The organism is Pseudarthrobacter sp. lyk4-40-TYG-27 (genome assembly GCF_030209295.1).
Classification (GTDB): domain Bacteria; phylum Actinomycetota; class Actinomycetes; order Actinomycetales; family Micrococcaceae; genus Arthrobacter.
On record NZ_JARVSH010000002.1, the window covers coordinates 107,618 to 124,766 of the forward strand.

Genomic DNA, 17,149 nt, shown 5'->3' on the forward strand with positions numbered 1-17,149 from the left:
AAGGAAGAGTTCCATGACTGCCACCACCACTGAAGCTACCGTGATCAACCACTTCATCAACGGCGCCGAAACCCCGGGCGAGGGCGACCGCACCACGAACGTCTACAACCCTGCTACGGGTGCCGTCACCGGCGAGCTGCGCCTGGCCAACCGGGCCGACTTGGACACCGCCGTCGCCGCTGCCCGCAAGGCCGCCGATTCCTGGGGCGAGACCTCCCTGGCCAGGCGTACCGCAGTGCTGTTCACGTTCCGCGAGCTCGTCGCCGCCCATATGGATGAACTCGCGGCCCTGGTCACCGCCGAGCACGGCAAGGTCCTTTCTGACGCCAAGGGCGAGATCGGCCGTGGCCTGGAAGTGGTGGAGTACGCCTGCGGGATCCCCACCCTGCTCAAAGGCGACTACTCGGACCAGGTCTCCACCGGCATCGACGTCTTCTCCTTCCGTGAACCGCTCGGCGTGGTCGCCGGCATCACCCCGTTCAACTTCCCCGTCATGGTGCCGCTGTGGATGGCCCCGATGGCGATTGCCACGGGCAACGCCTTCATCCTGAAGCCCTCCGAACGCGACCCCTCCGCCTCCCTGCTGCTGGCCAAGCTTTGGAAGGAAGCCGGGCTGCCGGACGGCGTGTTCCAGGTCCTGCACGGCGACAAGGAAACCGTGGACGGGCTCCTCACCCACCCGGACGTGGACGGCATCTCCTTTGTCGGCTCCACCCCGATCGCCCAGTACGTCCACGAGACCGCCACCCGGCACGGCAAGCGCGTCCAGGCGCTGGGCGGGGCGAAGAACCACGCCATCGTCCTGCCCGACGCCGACCTGGACAATGCGGCGGACCACCTCGCGGCCGCCGCGTTCGGCTCCGCCGGCGAACGCTGCATGGCCATCTCCGTCGCGGTCGCCGTCGGAGACGCCGCCGATGCATTGGTGGCAAAGGTCCAGCAACGCGCCGAAGCCGTGAGGGTCAACAACGGCACCGCGCCCGGCGCCGAAATGGGCCCTGTCATCACCCCGGCCTCCAAGGAACGCATTGTCCGGATCGTCACCGACGCCGAAACCGCCGGCGCCGCCATGGTGGTGGACGGCCGCGACCTGGTGGTCCCCGGCCACGAAAACGGCTTCTGGGTAGGCCCCACCGTCCTCGACCATGTCAAGACCGAAATGACCGCCTACACGGAGGAAATCTTCGGTCCCGTCCTGGTGGTGGTCCGCGTCGATACCCTCGAGGACGGCATCAAGCTGATCAACGCCAATCCCTACGGCAACGGCACCGCCATCTTCACCTCCTCCGGCGCGGCCGCCCGCACGTTCCAGCGCTCGGTAACCGTCGGCATGATCGGCATCAACGTGCCCCTTCCGGTCCCGGTGGCCTACCACTCCTTCGGCGGATGGAAAGCCTCGCTCTTCGGCGACAAGCACATGTACGGTCCCGAAGGCGTCTCCTTCTACACCCGCGGCAAAGTGGTCACCTCCCGCTGGCCCGAAACCCACCACGCCTCCGGCGCCTCCTACAACTTCCCCTCCAACTAGTCCCCATCCGGTTTCGGCAGGCTCAACCACCGCTGGTTGAACCTGCCGAACCCTCCAAAGGAACAGGCACATGACTGAGAACAAGCTGATCATCGGCACGGCACCGGACTCCTGGGGCGTCTGGTTCGCGGACGATCCCCAGCAGACCCCGTGGGAACGCTTCCTCGACGAGGTGGCCGAATCAGGCTACAAATGGATCGAGCTGGGCCCCTATGGCTACTTGCCCAACGATCCCATCCGGCTTGCCGAAGAACTGAAGCAGCGTGACCTCAAGGTCACAGCCGGCACCGTATTCACCGCGTTCCACCGCGGCCTGGACCAGTGGGAAACCGCCTGGGAGCCCGCCCGGAAAGTCGCTGAACTGACCGCCGCCATGGGCGGAGAGCATATGGTGGTCATCCCGGCCATGTGGCGCGACGACGTCACCGGCGAGGCCGTGGAGAGCGGGACACTGAGCGAGAAGGGTTGGCGCGACCTGTTCGCCGGCCATGACCGCCTGGGCAAGACCCTCCTGGAGGACTTTGGCCTGCAGCAGCAGTTCCACTCCCACGCAGACTCGCACGTGGGAGCCCAGGAGGACATCGAGACCCTTCTGAACGCCACGGACCCGAAATACCTGAACTTGTGCCTGGACACCGGCCATGCCGAATACTGCGGCGCCTCAAGCCTGGAACTGATCAAGAACTACCCGGACCGGATCGGCTACCTGCACTTGAAGCAGGTCAACCCGGAGATCCTGAAGAAGGTCAACGACGAGAACATGACCTGGGCCGCGGCGAACCTCGCAGGAGTCATGACCGAGCCGCCGAACGGGCTGCCCGACCTGCGGGCGGTCATCGACGCAGTGGAAGCCTTGAACCGGCCCATCTTCGGCATCGTGGAGCAGGACATGTACCCCGTGGCCTTCGACGTTCCGATGCCTATCGCCAAGCGCACCCGAAACTACCTGCTGTCCTGCGGCTCCCGCACGACCGTCAGCTGACGGACCAGCACAGGCGGACTGCACCTCCCTTCCCTCCAGAACCAGAAGGACTGAACAATGACTGAATCCCTCCGCGTCGCCGTTATCGGGGCAGGCCGCATGGGCGCAGACCACATCCAGCGCCTCAGCAAGCGCATCCACGGAGCAGAAGTTGCCGCCGTCGTCGACGTCGACCTTGCCCGCGCGCAGGCCGCCATCGAAGGCATCCCCGGTGCCGTTGCCCTCACCGACGCCGAGGAAGCCCTGATTCACGGTGGCGTCAACGCGGTGCTGATCGCCACCCCGGGGTTCCTCCATCAGGACATCCTGCTCAAAGCGCTCGCCAAGGACATCCCGATCCTCTGCGAAAAGCCGCTCACCCCGGACGCCGAATCGTCCTGGAAAATCGTCGAGGCCGAGGTTGCCCTGGGCCACCAGCGCATCCAGGTGGGCTTCATGCGCCGCTTCGACGCCGAATACGCGGCCCTTGGCTCGATCATCCGGAACCAGGAATTGGGTGAGCTGCTGATGCTGCACCATCAGCACCGCAACCCCACCACCCCCAAAGGCTTCACCAACGAGATGCTCATCAACGACTCCGTCGTCCACGAATTCGACGCCATCCGCTACTTCACCGGCGAGGAAATCACCAGCGTCCAGGTCCGCCTGGGCAAGGCAACCAGGACCGCGCCCAACGGCCAGCACGATCCCCAGCACGTCCTCATTGAAACCGAGTCAGGGGTCCTGGCCGACGTCGAAATCTACGTCAATGCCAAGTTCGGCTACGAAGTGGCTACCCAGGCCACCTTCGAGGACGGCATCGTCAGCATCGGCGGGGACACCGGCCCTTACACGCGCAGCGCCGGCCGTTGGGGCGGCAACGTCACGCCAGGGTTCGAGGAGCGTTTCGGAGCCGCGTACGACGTCGAAATCCAGTCGTGGGTGGACGCGGCACTTAAGGGCGGGATCGGCGGCCCCTCCGCCTGGGACGGGTACGCCACCGCCGCGTGCTGCGAAGCGGGCGTCGAGGCGCAGAAGAACGGTGAAAAGGTGGCCGTGAAGTTGGCCGCAAAGCCGGACCTGTACAAGTAGGACAGGAGGGGGACGGGCCGGCCATCCGTCCCTCTTTTGTGTCCGCATCCCTGCTGGTCCACAATGGAGTGTTTATGTGAAATCCACTCCTGACCAGCATGCGTCGCACGGGCTGCAGCACGCCACCATCCCGCCGGGCAACCACAGGCGAGCACTGCGGACTGCCACCATCATCGCCACCTTGGGCGGCCTGCTCTTCGGCTATGACACCGGTGTAATCAACGGGGCACTGCCGTACATGCAGGAGGACCTGGGCCTGACACCACTGACCGAGGGCCTGGTCACGTCGTCCCTGCTGTTCGGTGCGGCCTTCGGTGCATTGTTCGGCGGCCGCCTGGCGGATCGCCACGGCCGGCGGCTGATGCTCATGGGGCTGGCCGTGATCTTCCTGGCGGGCACCCTTGCCTGTACCTTCTCGCCGAACACCGGGGTGATGGTCGCCGCCCGGTTCGTCCTGGGGCTCGCCGTGGGCGGGGCGTCCGTTACGGTCCCTGTGTATCTGGCCGAGGTGGCGCCGGGAAACCGGCGCGGCCGCATTGTCACGCGAAACGAACTCATGATCGTCACCGGGCAGCTGCTGGCGTTCACCTTCAACGCCTGCCTGGGCAACTCCTTCGGCGGGTCGCACGGCATTTGGCGCTGGATGCTGGTGATCGCCACGCTGCCGGCCATCGCTTTGTGGATCGGGATGAACTTCATGCCGGAGAGCCCCCGGTGGCTGGCGTCCACTGGCAGCTTCGGCGAGACGCTCAGGGTGCTGCAGCGGATCCGATCGCAGGAGGAAGCAGCCAGGGAGTTCGAAGAAGTCAAAGCCATGGCCCTGGAAGACGGCAAGTCCACGATGGGCTCGTGGAAGGACCTCGGCATCCCATGGCTCCGGCGCATCTTCTTCGTGGGACTGGGCCTTGCCGTGATCCAGCAGATTACCGGCGTGAACTCGATCATGTACTACGGAACCCAGATCCTCTCCACGTCAGGCTTTGGCCGCGAGGCCGCCTTGACGGCCAATATCGCCAACGGCACCATCTCGGTGCTTGCCACGTTCGTGGGCATCTGGCTGCTGGGCAAGGTGGGCCGGCGCAGGATGCTGATCACGGGACAAATTGGTACCACGACGACGCTGCTGCTGATCGGCCTCTTCTCGCTGATCCTCCCCGAAGGTCCGGACAGGGGCTTCGCCATCCTGGCCCTGACCGTGACGTTCCTGGCCTTCCAGCAAGGCGCGATTTCACCGGTGACGTGGCTGATGCTCTCGGAAATCTTTCCGTTGAAGATCCGGGGGCTGGGGATGGGTGCTTCGGCGTTCCTGCTGTGGACCGTCAACTTCCTGGTCGGTTTCGGATTCCCGCAGCTGCTGGCCGTCATCGGGATCTCCAACACCTTCTTCGTGTTTGCCGGCTTGGGCATCGGTGCCATCGGCTTCGCCGCCAAGTACGTGCCGGAGACCAAGGACAAGAGCCTGGAGGATCTGGAGCACTACTTCAAGAACGTCGCCGCCGGCCACCCCACGGACGCCGCGGCCAAGGTTCCCTGACCCTCCCCGTCCGTTACCGCGCAGAAAGCAGCAGCCCGTGTGCTGATCCTTCCGGGGGCTGCTTTATGCCGGCGCGTGCAACCGGGGCAGGGCGTCCACCAGCGGCGCCAGCTCCGGGACCGCCTGGGCCTGGTCCAGCGCACGCTCCAGGGTGGCATCGTGGACCGGCCGGGCCTCAGAAAGCAGGTTGATGCCGCTGCCGGTCAGCTCGGTGTAGATGCCGCGGCGGTCGTCGTCGCACAGGATCCGGGTCAGGAGGCCGCGGTCCTCCAGCCGGTTCACCAGCCGGGTGGTGGCGCTGGGGCTGAGTGCCGTGGCGCGGGCAAGTTGCTGCATCCGCATATGCCACCCGTCCTGCCGGCTGAGGGCATCCAGCACGGTGTACTCCACCACGGAAAGCCCCGACTCGGCCTGCAGGGAACGTTCCAGCTCACCTTCAATCAAGCCATGCAGGGCCGCCAAGGTGCGCCACCCCTGGGCGCGTACCTCAACGGCGTCGTCCTTGATGCCCATGGTTGCTCCTTCACCACAATGGCGCCAAACGGGCGGCCATCGATCATTGAACGCAGATAGTTGCTTGCGCGGTATATTTGCATGTGCAACAATAAATACCGCGCCTGCAACTATCTTAGGCGCCTTCCCTTCCACGGGACAACCAACCCCTGCAACTCGAAGGAGCATTTCCATGCCTGTTGGCCTGATAGCCCTCGCCCTCGGCGGCTTCGGAATTGGACTCACCGAATTTGTCATCGCCGGACTGCTTCCGCAGGTGGCCGCGGATTTCGGCGTCAGCGAGGCCTCCGCCGGATGGTTCATCTCCGGTTACGCGCTCGCCGTCGTGGTGGGCGCGCTGGGCCTCACCGCAGCCGTGACGAGGCTTGAACGCAAGCCGGTGCTGGCTGCCCTGCTGGTCCTGTTCATCGCAGGAAACCTGCTCTCCGCCACCGCTGGCGGATATTGGCCCATGATGCTGGGCCGGATCATCGCCGCCCTGTCGCACGGTGCCTTTTTCGGAATTGGCGCCGTGGTGGCCGCGGGCATGGTTCCGCCCAGCAAGAAGGCCGGTGCCATTGCGCTGATGTTCACCGGACTCACCGCCGCCAATGTCCTGGGCGTTCCGTTCGGCACGCTGTTGGGCCAGGCCGCCGGATGGCGGGCTACGTTCTGGGCCATCACGGTTATCGGGGTGGCCGCCCTCGCCGGCATCCTTGCCCTGGTGCCCCGGCAGGCCGGTGAAGCCGACAAAGCGGGCAGCCTCCGCTCCGAGCTGCGGGCCTTCCGCTCCGGGCAGGTTTGGCTGTCCATCGTGGTGACCATCCTCGGCTTCGGCGGAATGTTCGGCGCGTTCACCTACATCGCCTACACGCTGACCGAGGTGTCCGGCTTCGCCGCCTCCACCGTGCCATGGCTGCTGATTGTCTTCGGCGTGGGACTCTTCGCCGGCAACACGCTGGGCGGAAAAGCGGCAGACCGCAACGTCGACCGGACGCTGTTGGTGGTGCTCGCCATCCTCTCCGTGGTCCTGGTGGCTTTTGCCGTCACCGCCGCCAATCCGGTGCTCACCGTCATCTCACTGGTCCTGATGGGCGGCTTCGGCTTCGCCACCGTTCCCGGGCTGCAGATGCGGGTTATGAAGTATGCCCCCGGCGCTCCCACGCTTGCCTCCGGGGCGAATATCGGTGCGTTCAACGTGGGCAATGCCCTGGGCGCCTGGCTGGGTGGCGTCACCATTACTGCGGGATTCGGCTATACGTCGCCCATCTGGGCCGGGGCTGTCATCACCCTTGCGGGAGTGGTGGTCATGGCGTTCGCAGCGGCGGCCGCCAAGCGCGGCGAACAGCGGCCGGCCGGCGAGGTGCAGGCGGCGGAACCGTTGGCGGTCCGCTAGGCCGCCGGGCCGGGAAAAGAAGCGCCCGGTTTTTGGTCAGGCCCCGAAGGGCAGCCGGGGATCGATGTCCTGGCCCTCCCAGGCCTGCCGTACCCAGCCATGGTGCGGGTCGTCGCTGATCAGCCATTCGCGCACCGGCCCCGGGCCCGCCATGACGTTCAGGTAGTAGAGGTCGTATCCCGGGGCAGCCATGGCGGGGCCGTGCCAGCCGTAGGGCACCAGCACAACGTCGCCCGTGCGGACTTCTGCCGAGACATCGATGGGCCGCTCGTCCGAAGCGTAGACGCGCTGGTATCCAATCGCATCCACATCGGCAGGTGCCGCGCCGCCGGCCGCTACCTGGGTTTCGAAGTAGTAGATCTCCTCCAGGGAGGTCTCGCCGACCGTCTCCTCGTCATGTTTGTGCGGAGGGTAGGAGGACCAGTTGCCGGCCGGGGTGAGGACTTCGCAAACGATGAAGCGGTCCGCCTCGAGTGCTGCCGGTGTGCCGAAGTTGTGGACCTGGCGGGAGCAGTTGCCCGCACCACGCAGTTCCACCGGGATGTCGGCGGCGGGCACCACCCGGGTGGGGTACGAGGCCCGGGCCGGGGCGGTGGCAACGGCCACCCGCCCGCCGTCGGCTGACGTGATGCGGACGGTGCGTCCGGTGCCGGAATAGAGTACGTCGGTGGGGCCGGCGAAAACGGCCGGGCGGCCGGCCAACGGGTATTCCGTGCCGTCCACTGTCACGGTGAACGATCCGCTGAGGGGCACCACGATCCGTTCCTCGCCTGCGGCGGGAAGGTCGACGGCGGCGCCCGCCGGCAAGGTGGCCACCTTGAGTCCCGTGTGTGCCCAGCCCTCCACGGAGAGGGAGGAGTCGGACGTGCCGATCGAAACGTCCCATTTTCCGTCCGCGGCTGTGCCCAGGGGATAGACCCAGTTGGTCATGGCGGTGTTCCTTTGCGCTAGCGCTGTACGAGGGTCATTTCAAAGCTGTATGAATCGGCCCGGTAGACGTGGTGCCCGGTCTCGACGCGGCGGCCGGTGTCATCCACGGCCGTGCGTTCCATGGTGACCAGGGCGGAACCGGCGGCTGTGTCCAGCATGGATGCCTGGTAGTCGTTGGCATTCACGGCGCCGATGCGCTGGTTGGCCAGCCGGAAGTTCACGCCGCCACGGCGCAGGATCGAGTACAGGCCCTCGGCCCCCAGCATGGCCTCGTCCATGTCGGCGATATCGTCGCGCACCCAGTTCTCCATCAGGGCCAGCGGCTTGCCGGCCACCTTCCGAAGCCGGGTGAAATGGTAGACCTTGGAGCCGGCCGGAAGCTGGAGCGTGGTGAGGGTGGCGTCGTCCGCCTCCACATGGGAAAAACTCAGGACCTCGGTAGTGGGCTTTTTGCCGTTGTTGGTGAGGTCGTCGTAGAGGCTCGAGAGCTCCAGCGGGCGGCGCACCTGACTGGACACCACCTGGGTTCCCACACCGCGCTTGCGCACCAGGAGGCCTGAACGCACCAGTTCGTCCATCGCCTTGCGCATGGTTGGCCGGGAGAGGTTGAGCTGGGCGGCCAGGTCGATTTCGTTGTCCAGCCGGCTGCCGGGTTCGAGCACCCCGCTGTAGATTGCGGCTTCGATCCCTTGGACCACTTGGTGGTACAGGGGTACGGGGGAGGAACGGTCGATGTTCAGTCCCAGGTTGTTCGCCACGGTGCGGTCCCTCGCCTTTGGTGTCTGCGCGGCAGTCGGTCCGGGCGGCGTGCCGACGTACCGAGCGCCTATATGTTCTCTTGATAGGACATACTATCCTGCTCGATCGTAGCAGGCGGGTTCCGGGCGTCAAGGGAAGTCGCGGCTGGTGGCCGGACGGGACAGGCCCGGCGCCCATCGCGCCATGCGGCAGAGCCCCGCCGTGCACCTGCGGTGCCCTAGGCTGGCTCCATGACCAGGACCGGAGGGCAGCAACCGTGAACTTCGCCGGCAGCCTTGGCCCCCGTCCCCGCAACCTCGAAGTCCAGGACCTGGCCAGCTTCGACCGGTTGGTTGCCGGCGGCGCCGTCAACCTGCATGGCTGGCACGCCCAGTCGCTGGACCTCCGGGGGCGGGCCGCGGACCTAAAGAGGGTGGATGTTGAGGGGGCCATGTTCCTTGGCTGCCTCTTCGACGACGGCATGGAGGCCAACCTCCGCAGCCGTGGCGCGCTGATCTTTCCCCGGCTCGAAGGCGTCCCGTTCGACCCCTACCGCGCCACCCTGTATTCCCCGGCCGAGCTCTACGACGGGCTGGCTTCCTCTCCCTACGAGGAACTTCCCGATGCCCGCATCTACCACTGGAGCATCCAGGCCGGCCAGCGCCATCGCGTGGACGCGACCCTGGCCTCTGCCCTGCACGACCACGCCATCGGCGATGCGCTCGACGAACTCACCCGCTCCGCGCCCTGGAACCGCCGGTCCATCGTCGGCGTGATGGGCGGCCATGCGGCGCCCCGCGGCAGTTCGGGGTTCGCCCAGGCGGCGCGGCTGGGCAGGCTGCTTGCCCGCGACGGACATGTGGTGGCCACCGGCGGCGGACCCGGCGCCATGGAGGCGGCGAACCTGGGTGCGTACCTGAGCGGGGCGTCCGACGACGACCTGCAGCAGGAGCTCACCGCGCTCGCCGCCGTCCCCGGGTTCCGGCCCTCGGTCTCGGCCTGGGCACGCGCGGCCGCCGCCGTCGTCGACCGCCACCCGGGCGGGACTCCGTCCCTGGGGATCCCCACTTGGTTCTACGGGCATGAGCCGCCCAACTACTTCGCCACGCACATCGCAAAATACTTCGCCAACGCCATCCGCGAAGCCATCCTCCTGCAACTGTGCCACGGCGGCATCGTGTTCCTCCCCGGAGCCGCGGGCACGGTCCAGGAGATCTTCCAGGACGCCTGCGAAAACTACTACGGTGCCCGGGAAAAGGTGGCTCCCATGGTGCTGGTGGGGCGCCGGCACTGGGAACAGGAATACCCGGCCTGGCCCATGCTGGCAAGCCTGGCCGCCGGGCGCACCATGGCCGACTACATCTTCCTCGTGGACACAGTGGACGAAGCAGTGGAGGTCCTCCGGCGCCGCTGAACGGCGCCCGAAGACCTCCACGGAGTGTGGGCAGGTGGCGGCTAGCCCACCGCCGTGCCGAACAGCAGGCCCAGCAGGTAGGTGATGACGGCGGCGCCCAGGCCGATGGCCAGCTGGCGCAGGCCGCGGGTCAGCGGGGACGTGCCGGACAGCAGGCCAACAGCGGCGCCTGTGGCCAGGAGGGAGATGCCCACCAGGGACCCCGCCACCACGAGGGCGGCAACGCCGGTGAGGCCGAACAGGAACGGCAGGATGGGGATGATGGCGCCGGATGCGAAGAAGCAGAAGCTGGAGAGCGCGGCACCCCATGCGGTGCCTACTGCCTCATGCTGGTCCTCTTCCTCCGGCAGCTCCGGCTGCAGCGACAGGCTCGGGTCGCAGTCGCAGGACAGCAGGCCCGTGCGCTCGGCCACCCGGTGTTCGGCTGCCTCCCGGGACATCCCACGGGCCAGGTACACCAGCAGGAGTTCGTTGTGTTGGAGGTCAAGCTTGGGCGCAGCCGCCAGGGTGACCTGGGTGGGGCGCGTGGCTGCCAGCAGTTCCCGCTGGGAACGAACGGAAATGAACTCGCCGGCCCCCATGGACATGGCGCCGGCCAGGAGCCCGGCGATGCCGCTGAGCAGTACCACGCTGCTGGCCACTCCGGACGCCGCCATGCCCATCACCAGGGAGAGGTTGCTGACCAGGCCGTCGTTGGCACCGAAGACGGCGGCGCGGAACGTACCGGCCAACCGGTTGCGGCCGCGGGTTGCCAGTCCCCGGACCACCTCCTCATGGATCTGTTCGTCGGCCGCCATGGCCTCGGTGGCATTGGGGTCCTTGGCGTAGGGGGAGCGGCCCTCCGCCCGCTGGGCCAGGGCCAGCACGAAGACGGAGCCGAAGTGCCGGGCCAGGAACCCCAGGAACCGGCTTCGGGCGGATGCCCGTTTCGGCTTGCCCGCGTGCTCGCCCAGCAGGGCCAGCCAGTGCGCCTCGTGCCGGCCTTCGGCTTCAGCCAGGGCCAGCAGGATGGACCGCTCTTCCCCTTCGCGGTTCTGCGCCAGGTCGCGGTAGACGGCGGCTTCGGCGCGCTCGTCGGCGAGGTACTGGCGCCACCGTTTGATGTTCGACGGCGAGGGCTGGCTCCGGGGGGTCGTGGCGGCCTCCGGGACGGCATGGGATTCGGACTGGGCGTGCTGCGACACTGGTACTCCTGGGTTTGGAAAGGGCATGGTTGCGGCGCCTTTGCCCTGCCAGCGTACTGCGATTTTCCGCGGTTTTTTGGCTGGCAAACCTCGCTGGGGAGTTTCGGTTTACCGTAAAAAACACCCCGTATTTCCTGGATTCCGCGGCCTTTGATGGTGCCGCCGCGGCCCTTGACCCCCAGCCCCGCCGGTGCTGTGATGAAGGGGTGGCGCGGCCTTCGCCCGTCCCGAAAGAGCACGCCAGGCGAAACACGGAGGTTGGATCATGGGCACCACCGGACAGCACCCCGACATGCCGCACCTGGACGCCGTAGAAGCGGACCCCGCCTACGATTACGCCGAGGATGCCCCGGTGGACGATGCCGGCTGGGACGCGGAGGATGAATTCATGGACCAGGAAGAGCCCGTGGTCAAGGCCCCTCCGGTCGTCATCGACGCCGAGGACCGCGAGGTCCCGCTGGATGATGACGAGCTCCGCGGCGAAGGGGAGTAGGACCAACGACGACGGCGCCTCCTTCCGCCTGGAAGCGAAAGGAGGCGCCGTCGTCGTGCGTTGAAGCCTGTGTCCAGTCAGTGGCCGGCGAGGATTTCCTCGGAAGCTTCCTCCGGCTCCTGGCCGGCCACGCGGCGCTGCCAGGCCTGCATGACCAGGGGGTCGGTGGGGCGGGTGAGCAGCGAGGCGGCGACGTAGACAATGGCCGAGGCGATCAGGCCGTAGTAGATGGGCTCGTTCGCGTAGATGCCGTCCAGTGGCGCCTTGGCGTTGACCTCCAGGATGATCATGGTGCCCAGGGTCACCACGGAGCCGACTGCCATGGATGCCGCTGCTGCCAGTCCGGTGCCGCGCTTCCAGACGAGGCCGCCCAGGATGGCTACCAGGAGGCCGCCCACCAGGATGTCGTAGGCAATGGTCAGGGCCGCAACTACGTCCTTGGTGATGATGGCGATGACAATGGCCACAATGCCCAGCGCGAGGACCCACACCCGGTTGGCCTTGACGTCGTGCTCCGGGTTCTCGGAATCGCCGGTGGAAACCTCCTTGCCGAACCAGCCGGCGACGAACGGCAGGACATCCGCCCTTGCCACGGTGGCGGCGGCGATCAGTGCGCCGGACGCGGTGGACATCATGGCAGCTACGGCGGCGGCCAGGACCAGGCCGCCGATGCCGACGGGCAGGAGGTTTTGCGCCACTTCGGCGTAGACGTCGTCCTTGGCCGCGATCTTGACGTTGGACAACGCCACGTTGGCGGCCATGCCGATCAGCGCACCGGCCACACCGTACAGGATGCAGTAGACGCCGGCCGTGGCTCCGCCCCAGCGGGCCACCTTGGGCGTCTTGGCGGTGAAGACCCGCTGCCAGATGTCCTGGCCGATCAGCAGGCCCAGCGTGTAGACGACGAAGTAGGTGATGATCGTCTGGACGCCGATCCCGTCAATCTGGAAGAAGCTGGCATCAACGCGGCTGCGGATGCCGTCAAGGCCGCCGGCGGCGTTAAGGGTGAAGGGGAGCATCAGGAAGAAGATGCCCACGGTCTTGATCACGAACTGGACCTGGTCCGCCAGGGTGATGGACCACATGCCGCCAATGGTGGAGTACACCAGCACAATGGCTCCGCCGATCGCGATGGCGAGGGCCCGGTCAAGCCCGAACAGGACCACGAAGATGGTGGCGTACGCACCGGTGGAGGTGGCGCAGAGCATCAGGGTGTAGGCGAGCATGACGATGCCCGAGGCCTCCGTTGCCCGGCTCCCGTACCGGAGGGTGAGCATCTGGGACACGGTGTAGATTTTCAGCTTTTGGATGGTGCCGGCGAAGAGCAGGCTCAGCAGCAGGACCCCGGCGCCAATGGCCACCACGAGCCACATCCCGGAGATGCCGAACTTGTAGCCAAGTCCCACGCCGCCCACGGTTGACGCACCGCCCAGGACCACCGCGGCCATGGTGCCGGTGTACAGGAAGGGGCCCAGCCGGCGGCCGGCAACCAGGAAGTCACTGTTGTTCTTGGTGCGGGACTTGCCCCACCAGCCGAAGGCCAGCATTGCGAGCAGATACACCACCACGATGGCGATGTTGATGGCACTTGCATCCATGTGAAGGGCTCCTTGGAGCTGTTGGGCGCCGGGTATGGGACCGGGGGCGAGGGCCCGCGGAACCGCCGCGGACGAACGGAGGGGATTCCAGTATTGGGGATTCCAGTATTGCCTTATAGGCAACAGGAGTTTTCAAAGCCTAGGATGTGACGGCCGCAACAGTCAAGAACAATCGCGCCGCGCGGCCCGGGTGTGGCATGCGCGCGTCACAAAAGCGCCGCGGATTAGGATGGCTCGAGAGTGGAGCCGGGCTGCCGGCCATGAAAGGTTCGTAGATGAAGGCACTGCCAGTTGAGCCCAGCAACGTCCCGGTCGCCATCGGTTCCAGGATCCGGGCCGCCCGGCAGTCCCAGCGGCTCACCATCGAGCAAGTTGCGGACGCCACCGGGCTGACCAAGGGGTTCCTCAGCCGGGTGGAGCGCGACCTGACCTCACCGTCCGTGGCTTCACTGGTGACACTTTGCCAGGTGCTTTCGATTTCGATTGGCGACCTCTTCGCTGCGCCGGAAACCCACCTCACCAAGCGCAATGACGGCCCGCGCATCTCGCTCGGCGGCCAGGGCATCGTAGAGCGGCTGCTGACCGCCCGTTCGGAACGCCGGGTCCAGATCATCCAGGCCGTCATTGAGCCGCACGGCCGCGGCGAGTCCGAACTCTACGCCGTGGACTGCGATGTGGACGTGCTGCATGTGATCAAGGGGTCCATCAAGCTGATCCTCACCAACGAGGAATACGACCTCAGTACCGGCGATACGGTGACGTTCCCGGGGCGGGAGCCGCACACGTGGATCAATCCCTCGGATAAGCCGGTCGAGGTGCTCTGGGTCCTGGTGCCCGCCGCCAGCCGCTGACTGCTCCTCAGGGTCCCGGGGTCGGTTTGGTAAACACCTGATGCTCCAAAGGAAACAGGAGTGTATGATGGCAGTCACACAATCCCCTCAACTCCTCGAAGGAGAGGCCTCCATTGGAAGAACTGCGCATCGAAGCCAACGGCAACCTTGGCCCCATCGATTCATCCCGGATTCCGCGCTACGCAGGTGCCGCCACCTATGCCCGGCTGCCCCGCCTGGACCAGGTGGCCAAGGCTGACGTCACGGTGGTGGGTGTCCCCTTCGATTCCGGAGTTTCCTACCGGCCCGGCGCCCGCTTCGGCGCCAACCACGTCCGCGAGGCCAGCAGGTTGCTGCGCCCCTACAACCCGGCCTGGGACGTCAGCCCGTTCGAGAACATCCAGGTGGCCGACGCCGGGGATATGGCGGTCAACCCGTTCAACATCAACGAGGCCATCGAGACCATCCAGCAGAACGCACTGGACCTGACCGCGGCCGGCAGCAAGCTGCTGACCCTGGGCGGGGACCACACCATCGCGTTGCCATTGCTTCGGGCGGCTGCCGAGCGTGCCGGCGGCCCCATCGCCATGCTGCACTTCGACGCCCACCTGGACACCTGGGACACCTACTTCGGCGCCGAATACACCCACGGCACCCCGTTCCGCCGCGCCGTTGAGGAGGGCATCCTGGATACCGAGGCGATCAGCCACATCGGCACCCGCGGCCCGCTTTACGGCAAGAAGGACCTCGACGACGACCACCGCTTCGGGTTCGGCATCGTCACCTCCGCCGACGTCTACTACCAGGGCGTCCTGGAGACGGTGGCCAAGGTCCGCGACCGGATCGGCAGCCGCCCGCTCTACATCTCCGTGGACATTGACGTCCTGGACCCCGCGCATGCGCCTGGAACCGGCACGCCGGAAGCCGGCGGCATCACCAGCCGCGAACTCCTGGAAATCATCCGCGGCTTCCGCGGCATGAACCTGGTGGGCGCCGACGTCGTCGAAGTGTCCCCGGCCTACGACCACGCCGAGATTACCGGCGTCGCGGCCAGCCACGTCGCGTACGAGCTGGTGACCCTGATGGCGGACAACGCCGTTCCCGGGGACCGCTTCGGTGCGGCAAACGGCTACGAGGCCCAGGCGCTGGGCCGGGAGGCCCACCGGCCCGCCGGTTTCGCTGCCGCCGCCAAGGAGTAGATCCATGACCGAACCTGTACACCCCACTCCTGCCGGCGCCCCCGGGGGAGGCGCGCGCAATGGCGGGGATCTCGTCGTCGAAACGCTTGAAGCCCTGGGCGCCAAGACGGTGTTCGGCATCCCCGGCCAGCACGCCTTGGGACTCTTTGATGCGATGGGCCGCGGCAACCTGCAGTTCGTCTCCTCGCGGGTGGAGAACAACTCGGCCTTCGCCGCCGACGGCTACTCCCGAGCCACGGGAGAGGTCGGCGTTCTCTTCCTCTCCACCGGCCCCGGCGCGCTGACGTCCCTGGCCGGGCTGCAGGAGGCCTATGCCACCGGCGTCCCGATGGTGGTGGTGGCAAGCCAAATTCCGCTCGAAGGCCTCGGTGCCCGCCGCAAGGGCATGCTGCACCAGCTCGATGACCAGAAGGCCTCGGCCGCCAACGTCACCAAGAGCCAGCGGCTGATCCAGCACGCGTCCGGCATCCCCTCGGCCATCCAGGACGCCTGGACCGAGGCGATCTCCTCGCCGCAGGGCCCGGTGTGGCTCGAAATCCCGCAGAACGTCCTGCTGGATCCCATCATGGTGCCGCCGGTGGAGGATGCGCTCGCCGAGGCCGCGGACAACCCGCCGCGCGTTGAACTGGTCCGCGAGGCCGTGTCCTGGCTTTCGGAGGCGAAGCGCCCGGCGATCATTGCCGGCGGCGGCACCCGGCGCGGCCGCGCGGAAAAGTCCCTGCTGTCCCTAGCCGAGAAGCTCCGCGCCCCGGTGATCTGCACGCCCGGCGGCAACGGCGCGTTCCCCTGGAACCATGAACTCTCACTCCAGTCCTGGATCGAGGACCAGTTCATGACGGAGCTGCTCGAGGACGCCGACGTGCTGGTGGTCATCGGCTCCTCACTCGGCGAGGTCACGTCCAACTACTTCACGTTCGAGCCGCGCGGCCGGATCATCCAGATCGACGCCGAACCCCGGGTCCTGGAGTCGAACCGGCCGGGCCTGGGCATCCGTGCCGACGCCGGCCAGGCGCTGGCGGCGCTCGACGGCGCCCTGACGGAGCCGCACGGGGAACAGGCGGACTGGCACGGCACCTCGCCCGAGGACTTGGTCAGGGACACGCTCGCCAAGGTCAAGGCCCGGCTCGAGTCCCAGGACCTCGGCAAGGAACTGAAGTTCATGGCGGACATCCGTGAGGCAGTGCCGGCGGACATGCAGACGTTCTGGGACATGACCATCAGCGCCTATTGGGGCTGGTCCTGTTGGGACGCCCGCCAGGGCCAGTTCCACTCGGCCCAGGGCGCCGGCGGGCTCGGTTTCGGCTTCCCGGCGGCGATCGGCGGTGCGGTGGGACTGGAAACCACCGGCAAGGGCGCCAACGCCGCCCGGGTGCTGGCAGTGTCCGGGGACGGTTCGGCGATGTATTCCATTGCCGAGCTGGCCACTGCCAAGCAGCACAACGTGCCGGTCACCTGGCTGATCGTGGACGACGGCGGCTATGGCATCCTGCGCGAGTACATGGTGGGTGCCTTCGGCAAGGCCACGGCCACCGAACTGGCCCGCCCCGACTTCGTGAAGCTGGCGGAGTCCTTCGGCGTGCCGGCAACCCGGGTGGCCCCGGAGGATGTGGGGAACGCACTCAAGGCAGCGTTCGCCGCAGACGGCCCCAACGTCGTCGTGGTTGAAACGCTCCTGAAGATGTTCGCGCCCACCCATCTGGACCGCTGAACCCAAGGCTTCTGCGCATACGCTCCCTTACGCGCCGGCAACGGCTGCGTGG

At 66.9% G+C, this 17,149-nt stretch carries 15 protein-coding genes; 10 read left to right on the forward strand and 5 right to left on the reverse strand.

Annotated elements, in window-relative coordinates; translation table 11 throughout:
- Positions 1–13 precede the first annotated feature (13 nt).
- The 4 genes from QRM96_RS03950 (at position 14) to QRM96_RS03965 (ending at position 5,115) form a co-directional block, all read left to right on the forward strand.
- On the forward strand, positions 14–1,528 hold the full coding sequence (locus QRM96_RS03950; RefSeq protein WP_285318462.1) for a CoA-acylating methylmalonate-semialdehyde dehydrogenase: 1,515 nt from the start codon (positions 14–16) through the stop codon (positions 1,526–1,528).
- Positions 1,529–1,598: 70 nt separating this feature from the next.
- Entirely contained in the window at positions 1,599–2,510 is a 912-nt protein-coding gene (locus tag QRM96_RS03955; protein WP_018762195.1) for a sugar phosphate isomerase/epimerase family protein, read from the forward strand.
- A gap of 57 nt (positions 2,511–2,567) precedes the next feature.
- Positions 2,568–3,581: a Gfo/Idh/MocA family protein gene (locus QRM96_RS03960; protein ID WP_285318464.1), complete on the forward strand. Its 1,014-nt coding sequence runs from the start codon at positions 2,568–2,570 to the stop codon at positions 3,579–3,581.
- Positions 3,582–3,657: 76 nt separating this feature from the next.
- The gene (locus QRM96_RS03965) at positions 3,658–5,115 is read left to right on the forward strand and encodes a sugar porter family MFS transporter (RefSeq protein WP_285318466.1); all 1,458 of its coding nucleotides are present in this window, start codon (positions 3,658–3,660) and stop codon (positions 5,113–5,115) included.
- Positions 5,116–5,178: 63 nt separating this feature from the next.
- On the opposite strand, the gene QRM96_RS03970 is transcribed toward QRM96_RS03965, so the two are convergent.
- Positions 5,179–5,628, reverse strand: a complete 450-nt coding sequence (locus QRM96_RS03970) for a MarR family winged helix-turn-helix transcriptional regulator (RefSeq protein ID WP_018762198.1) — start codon at positions 5,626–5,628, stop codon at positions 5,179–5,181.
- Between the two features lie 172 nt (positions 5,629–5,800).
- Here QRM96_RS03970 and QRM96_RS03975 point away from each other — a divergent pair, with 172 nt between their 5' ends.
- Positions 5,801–7,003, forward strand: a complete 1,203-nt coding sequence (locus QRM96_RS03975) for an MFS transporter (protein ID WP_285318468.1) — start codon at positions 5,801–5,803, stop codon at positions 7,001–7,003.
- A 36-nt stretch (positions 7,004–7,039) separates the two neighbouring features.
- Here QRM96_RS03975 and iolB read toward each other — a convergent pair whose 3' ends face one another.
- The gene (iolB, locus tag QRM96_RS03980) at positions 7,040–7,933 is read right to left on the reverse strand and encodes a 5-deoxy-glucuronate isomerase (protein ID WP_285318470.1); all 894 of its coding nucleotides are present in this window, start codon (positions 7,931–7,933) and stop codon (positions 7,040–7,042) included.
- 17 nt (positions 7,934–7,950) lie between these two features.
- Positions 7,951–8,691, reverse strand: coding sequence for a GntR family transcriptional regulator (locus QRM96_RS03985; protein WP_018762201.1), 741 nt, complete (start codon positions 8,689–8,691; stop codon positions 7,951–7,953).
- 257 nt (positions 8,692–8,948) lie between these two features.
- On the opposite strand from QRM96_RS03985, the gene QRM96_RS03990 reads away from it, so the two are divergent.
- Positions 8,949–10,085, forward strand: coding sequence for an LOG family protein (locus QRM96_RS03990; protein WP_285318473.1), 1,137 nt, complete (start codon positions 8,949–8,951; stop codon positions 10,083–10,085).
- 41 nt (positions 10,086–10,126) lie between these two features.
- Here QRM96_RS03990 and QRM96_RS03995 read toward each other — a convergent pair whose 3' ends face one another.
- Complete coding sequence (locus QRM96_RS03995; RefSeq protein ID WP_285318474.1) at positions 10,127–11,269, reverse strand: VIT1/CCC1 transporter family protein; 1,143 nt, start codon at positions 11,267–11,269, stop codon at positions 10,127–10,129.
- Between the two features lie 265 nt (positions 11,270–11,534).
- Between QRM96_RS03995 and QRM96_RS04000 the strand changes: the two genes are divergently transcribed.
- Positions 11,535–11,762, forward strand: a complete 228-nt coding sequence (locus QRM96_RS04000) for a hypothetical protein (RefSeq protein WP_285318475.1) — start codon at positions 11,535–11,537, stop codon at positions 11,760–11,762.
- 77 nt (positions 11,763–11,839) lie between these two features.
- Here the strand turns inward: QRM96_RS04000 and QRM96_RS04005 are convergent, their stop codons facing one another.
- Positions 11,840–13,360 (reverse strand): sodium:solute symporter family protein, encoded by a 1,521-nt coding sequence (locus QRM96_RS04005; RefSeq protein WP_018762205.1) that lies wholly within the window; start codon positions 13,358–13,360, stop codon positions 11,840–11,842.
- Between the two features lie 275 nt (positions 13,361–13,635).
- Between QRM96_RS04005 and QRM96_RS04010 the strand changes: the two genes are divergently transcribed.
- The 3 genes from QRM96_RS04010 to QRM96_RS04020 all read left to right on the forward strand — a co-directional run bounded on the left by QRM96_RS04010 (position 13,636) and on the right by QRM96_RS04020 (position 17,097).
- Positions 13,636–14,211: a helix-turn-helix domain-containing protein gene (locus QRM96_RS04010; RefSeq protein ID WP_018762206.1), complete on the forward strand. Its 576-nt coding sequence runs from the start codon at positions 13,636–13,638 to the stop codon at positions 14,209–14,211.
- 113 nt (positions 14,212–14,324) lie between these two features.
- On the forward strand, positions 14,325–15,389 hold the full coding sequence (gene speB / locus QRM96_RS04015; protein WP_109863824.1) for an agmatinase: 1,065 nt from the start codon (positions 14,325–14,327) through the stop codon (positions 15,387–15,389).
- A gap of 4 nt (positions 15,390–15,393) precedes the next feature.
- Entirely contained in the window at positions 15,394–17,097 is a 1,704-nt protein-coding gene (locus QRM96_RS04020; protein WP_109863823.1) for a thiamine pyrophosphate-binding protein, read from the forward strand.
- Positions 17,098–17,149: the final 52 nt, after the last annotated feature.